The sequence below is a fragment of the Calidithermus chliarophilus DSM 9957 genome, assembly GCF_000430045.1.
In the GTDB taxonomy this organism is placed as follows: domain Bacteria; phylum Deinococcota; class Deinococci; order Deinococcales; family Thermaceae; genus Calidithermus; species Calidithermus chliarophilus.
In genome coordinates, this window is the sequence record NZ_KE387023.1 from 1,027,558 (window position 1) to 1,032,608 (window position 5,051).

Genomic DNA, 5,051 nt, shown 5'->3' on the forward strand with positions numbered 1-5,051 from the left:
GGGGGAGCCGATGCCGGAGGGCGGGCCCGCGGGCAGGCGCTCCTGCTGCACGACGTGGGCCAGCTCGTGCGCGATGAGCTCCCGCCCCGCGGCGGTGTGGGGGCTGTACTGGCCCCGGCCAAAGACCACGTCCGGCCCCACGGTGTAGGCCAGCGCGTTCACGGCCTCCGCCGAGGCCGAGGACCGGGCGTCGGCGTGGACGCGCACCCGCCCGAACTCGTGGCCGAAGCGGGGTTCGAAGAAGGCGCGGGTCTGCGGCTCGAGCGGTTCCCCCGGTGAGCGCAGCACCTCGTGCACGACGGGCGGGACGCTGTGCGGGGTGGGCAGCTCGAGCCCCTGGCGCCGCAAAGCCAGGCGCCGGCGGCGGCAGTTCTCGCACTCCCCGGTCGGGCCAGGGGTGCCCCCACAGGCGCACTTGCGCCGGAGCACGGGCCGCTGGCCGGCGGCGGGGCTGGTCGCGGGGGTTTGGGGCTTGGCGAGGGCTTTCTCCATCGCAGGCTCTCCCGGCCACTAGGGCCCGTAAAACGCGTCCTCGGCGAAACAGGAGTAGGAATCGGCGTTGTCGAGGGCCTCGTCCACCGAGAGGCGGGCGTACCTGGCCTCCCAGACGTAGGCCTTGTCGTCGCGCCCGGCGGCGTCGTGGGCCAGCTCGTGGACGATGGTGTTGGCCTTCCCGCGGGCGTTCTGGCCGTACCAAACGGGGCACAGGTGCACGTCGGTCCAGATGGTGTAGACGTAGGCGGCGACGTTGTCGTCGCAGCGGGTCTCGCACTCGAAGTCGATCCGGGCCTCGAGGGCCTTCTGGACCTTGCCGAAGACCCGCAGCATGGCGCGGATGTCGCCGCTGTAGGTGGTGTGGAAGTGGCGGTTGAGCAGGTTGGCTACGGGGGCGGGGATGGGGCTGGGGAGGTTGTTCAGCCCCAGCAGCACGTTGGCGACCCACTGGCGCCCCAGTTCCACCGCCGCGTTGGCCTGGCGCCGCCAGTCGGCCGGGCAGTCCTCGAAGCTGTTGGCCGGGCCGCCGGGCACCCTGACCGGACGCCGCGGAACGCCCGCCTCCACCCTGCCGAAGCTGTGAGCGGGGGCGGAATCCCGCCCGGCGTTTCGCAGCCGCCGCTCGCGGCACTGCTCGCACTCGCCGGTAGGACCGGCCACGCCCCCGCAGGCGCAGCGGCGCTGCGAACGGGCGTCTCGAGCCGCCGGGCGGAAGCCGGGGCGCGGAGCCGGGGGCTTGCGCAGGGCTTCCCTCACGGCGCTTTCCCTCCCTCCGCCGCGGGGCTGAGCCCCCGGTACACCGCCCGCGCCACCTGAGCCCCGACCTGCTCGGCCCCCGCTCCCGCCGCGACCGTGAAGGCCCCCGCGTCCAGCCGGGCCACTTCGCCCGCTTCCTCGAGCGGCAGCCCCCCCTCCCGCAACAACCGGGCCAGCTCGAGCCGCACCGCCTCGGCCACGCGGTGGCGCTCGAGCGGCGAGAAGCCGTGCAGCACCAGGCTCTCGATGTGAACCTCGACGCCGGCGAAGCGTTCGGTATGCCTCTGGCTATCGGCTATCGGCCATCGGCCATCGGCGGTATTCCCCCTCGACGCCCCCTGGGGTCCGGCGTCCGGCGTCCCGCGTTCGGCGTATTCCCTCATCCCCAACCCCCGATCTCGGCCTCGGTGAGGGGGCGCTCGAGCTTGCCGTACTCCACCTGCGCCGCCCGCTTGAGGTGGCGCATCCCCACCGCCACCCCCTCCTCGGCGGCCAGGAAGGCCGCGTAGAGCGCGATGTTGCGGATGTTGCCCCCGGTCACGCTGAGGCGGGCCAGGAGGCCGTAGTCCAGGGGCTCGAGCGGGGTCTCGGGCGGGAAGATCCGCCGCCAGATCTCGCCGCGCTGCGCGGGGTCGGGGTGGGGGAACTGCACCACGAAGCGGATGCGCCGCAGGAAGGCGCTGTCGAGGGACTCCTTGAGGTTGGTGGTGAGGATGGCCAGGCCCCGGTACTGCTCCATGCGCTGCAGCAGGTAGCTCACCTCGAGGTTGGCGTAGCGGTCGTGCGAGTCCTTGACCTCCGAGCGCTTGCCGAAGAGGGCGTCGGCCTCGTCGAAGAGCAGGATGGCCCCGCCGCCCTCGGCGGCGTCGAAGACCCGGCGCAGGTTCTTCTCGGTCTCGCCGATGTACTTGCTCACGACCTGGGCGAGGTCGATGCGGTAGAGGTCCAGGCCCAGCTCGGCGGCGAGCACCTCGGCGGCGAGGGTCTTGCCGGTGCCGCTGGGGCCGGCGAAGAGCGCGCTGATCCCCAAACCCCGCTGCCCCTTGCGGGCGAAGCCCCAGCGCTCGTAGACCCTCGAGCGCTGCCGCACCTGGGCGGCGAGCTCCTGCAGCAGCCGCTGCTCGTGGGCGGGCAGCACCAGGTCGGCCCAGGCGGCGGTGGCCTCGATGCGCTGGGCCAGGTCCTCCAGCCGGGGGCGGGCGTGCAGGCGGCAGGCCTGCCAGAGGTCGGGGGGCGGGGGGGTCTGGCCGAGGAGGTCCTGGATGGCCCGGGCGCTGAGGTTGAACTGCGAGGCCAGCGCGGCGGCCTCGGCTTCGTCCAGGCCCCGTTGCCACAGCTCGAGCTGTTCGGCGGGGGTGGGCGGGCGCACCTCGAGCCGCAGGGCGGGGCGCTCGAGGGGGGGTGGCGGCTCGCGCGTGGAGGTCAGGACGTGCGAACCCAGCCCCTCGACGAAGCGCCGCAGCAGCGGCAGGTGTTCGCCCTCGGCCTCGAGCACGTAGGCGCAGCCCCCCAGCACCCCCTCGCGCTCGAGCAGCCGTTGCAGGCCCTCGAGGTCGGCAGGGTTGGCCGGCAGCAGCTCGACCGGCAGCCGCAGCAGGCGCAGGCCCAGCTCGAGCGTGGCCCGCGCGGCGACGGCCTGGCGGTCGGCGGCCTCGCCGCCGTAGAGCTGGACCACCGGCGGGGGGCTTTGCTCGAGCCAGGCCGCCACCACCCGGTCAGCCAGGGCCTGCTGCGAGGCCACCAGGGCGGCGGGCGCGGGCGGGGCCTGGAGGTAGCCCCACAGCCGCTCGTCGAGGTAGTCGGTGCCGGTGAGGTAGTGCAGGACGCGCTCGTCCAGGCGCAGGGCCCCCTGGGTGAGGTTGGTCCCCGACAGCTCCACCAGCCGCCAGCGCCGCAGCGGCCCCGCCGGGGAGAGCGCGCTCCAGTGGGGCTCGCTCAGCGTCGCCAGGGCCAGCCCGAAGCTGGGGAAGGGCCGCAGCGGGTCCTTCTGCAGCAGTTGGGCGAAGCTGGAGTCCAGCTCCGGACCGGCGCACAGCAGCAGCACCTCGCGCTCGAAGGGGGAGAGCCCGAAGGCCTGCCCCAGCGTCTCCAGCGCCGCCGGGGCGGGCAGGGCCTGGGCGGCCTCGAGCAGGGCGTTCTGCGCCGCCGGGAGCTCGGAGGGGGCCTCGAGGCGCGCCCGCACCACCCCCAGCGCGGCCATCAGGTAGCGCTGGTTGGCCTGGGGCCAGCTCTGGGCGGTGGCGGTCATGGCAGGCTCACCCGGGGTTGCACGTAGAGCCCGAAGGTGGGGCTCAGGGGGTTGAGGTCGCGGGCCAGCGGGCTATGGGCCCCGTCCACCTCGGCCCGCACCAGATAATCCCCCCCCTCCACGCCGCTGAGGGCGAAGGTGATCCGGTCGGTGTCGGGCTGGTTGGGGTTGGCGATGCCGTTGTGGGGCGGGGCGGGGAAGCTGTAGGCCCGCAGGGGCCGGTCGGCGGGCGGGGTGGGGTCGAACTCGTTGAGCAGCAGCGTGACCCGCTGGTCGCGCCCCACGCGGGGGGTGAAGGTGAGCTCGAGGTCCCCCCCCATCTTGGCCGCGCTCACGCCGGGGCTGAGCAGGAAGGCCAGCGGGTTGGAGGCCTCGCCGGGGCGGGTGAAGGTCGCGGGCGGCTCACCCAGCAGGAGCTGCTGCTGCACCGCCACGGTCTGGGGCCCGGCCCGCAGGCCCGCGGGCAGCGGGAAGCTCACCTCGGTGTCGCTCACCTGCGCCGGGGTGAGGCTCTGCCCGCCCAGCCGCACCCGCGTGACCTCGCCGCGCAGGCTCTGCCCCTGCAGCACCAGGTGGTAGCCGGCGAGGATGGGTTCGGAGGGGGGCAGCAGCTCGGCGTTGGCGGCGGGCTTGGCCCGCACGGCCTCGAGCCGCGGGAAGCGGAAGGGCCGGGCATAGACCCCCACCCCCTCCGGGCGCACCGGCAGCGCCACCCGCGTGGGGCGCTGCGCCTCGATGAGCACCACCGAGACCTGGTAGGCCACGGTGGGCCGGTACTTGGCCTGCATCGCCGACCACAGCCTCGAGTGCTCCTCGGTCGAGAGTGCTTCGGGGCTGAGCTTGATCTGCTCGAGCTGCCGCTCCAGCCCCACCTCGCCCAGCTTGCTCCTGATCTCCAGCGGCACCGTGGCGTCGGAGGCGATGGCCTGGATGCTGCTTCGGATGTAATCGCGCGTGAGCACCCCCATCTCGTGCAGCACCTGCATGGCGTAGCCCAGCAGGGCCTCGGCGTGGAGGTTGGAGTTGGCGTAGGCGGTGAGCAGGTAGTGCAGGTCGAGGGCCAGCGGCGGGTTGCTCACCCGGTCGCCGCGCTCGTCGCGGGCCGGGAGCCCCGCGTTGCGCCAGCCGGGGTTGGGGCTGACCTGATAGAGGAAGAGGTTGAGCTGCAAGAGCCCGTTGCCCTCCACCTTGACCTGGTCCGGGGGCTGGGCGGTCACCTTGACCTGCCCGCCCAGCGAGACGTCGGGCTGGCCGAAGCGGTTGGCGAGCAGCCACTGCAACAGCGCGCTGACGGTGGTGATGGCGAGGGCGTTGCTCATCGGCCTCTCCCCTTGAGGAAGTCCTCGAGGCTCAGCCCCTGCGGGGCGGCCTTGGCCTTGGGCTCCTCGGGCGGCGGGCCGAACAGCGCCCGCACCTCGACGCGCCCGATGTGGACTCGGATGACCGGGGCCTCCGGCGCGGCGGGCCGGGCTTCCGGCAGGCTCACGTGCTGCCGCGGGGCCGGGAAGAGGCTCGAGCCGTGCTCTTCGCTGACCTGCCGCCCCAGCAGCGC

At 74.0% G+C, this 5,051-nt stretch carries 6 protein-coding genes; all 6 read right to left on the reverse strand.

Going from position 1 to position 5,051, the window contains the following annotated elements:
* Positions 1-492, reverse strand: a 492-nt coding sequence (locus tag MEICH_RS26925) for an eCIS core domain-containing protein (protein WP_027891681.1), incomplete at its 3' end; no start/stop codon positions are given.
* A gap of 18 nt (positions 493-510) precedes the next feature.
* Complete coding sequence (locus tag MEICH_RS0104905) at positions 511-1,251, reverse strand: M35 family metallo-endopeptidase (RefSeq protein WP_157202614.1); 741 nt, start codon at positions 1,249-1,251, stop codon at positions 511-513.
* Complete coding sequence (locus tag MEICH_RS28425) at positions 1,248-1,487, reverse strand: hypothetical protein (RefSeq protein WP_157202615.1); 240 nt, start codon at positions 1,485-1,487, stop codon at positions 1,248-1,250. Before MEICH_RS28425 ends, MEICH_RS0104905 begins: the two co-directional genes overlap by 4 nt.
* A gap of 143 nt (positions 1,488-1,630) precedes the next feature.
* On the reverse strand, positions 1,631-3,499 hold the full coding sequence (locus MEICH_RS0104915; protein ID WP_027891684.1) for an ATP-binding protein: 1,869 nt from the start codon (positions 3,497-3,499) through the stop codon (positions 1,631-1,633).
* Positions 3,496-4,818, reverse strand: coding sequence for a Pvc16 family protein (locus MEICH_RS0104920; protein WP_027891685.1), 1,323 nt, complete (start codon positions 4,816-4,818; stop codon positions 3,496-3,498). The genes MEICH_RS0104915 and MEICH_RS0104920 overlap by 4 nt, the downstream gene beginning before the upstream one ends.
* Positions 4,815-5,051, reverse strand: a 237-nt coding sequence (locus MEICH_RS0104925; RefSeq protein ID WP_027891686.1) for a hypothetical protein, incomplete at its 5' end; no start/stop codon positions are given. The genes MEICH_RS0104925 and MEICH_RS0104920, both read right to left, overlap by 4 nt.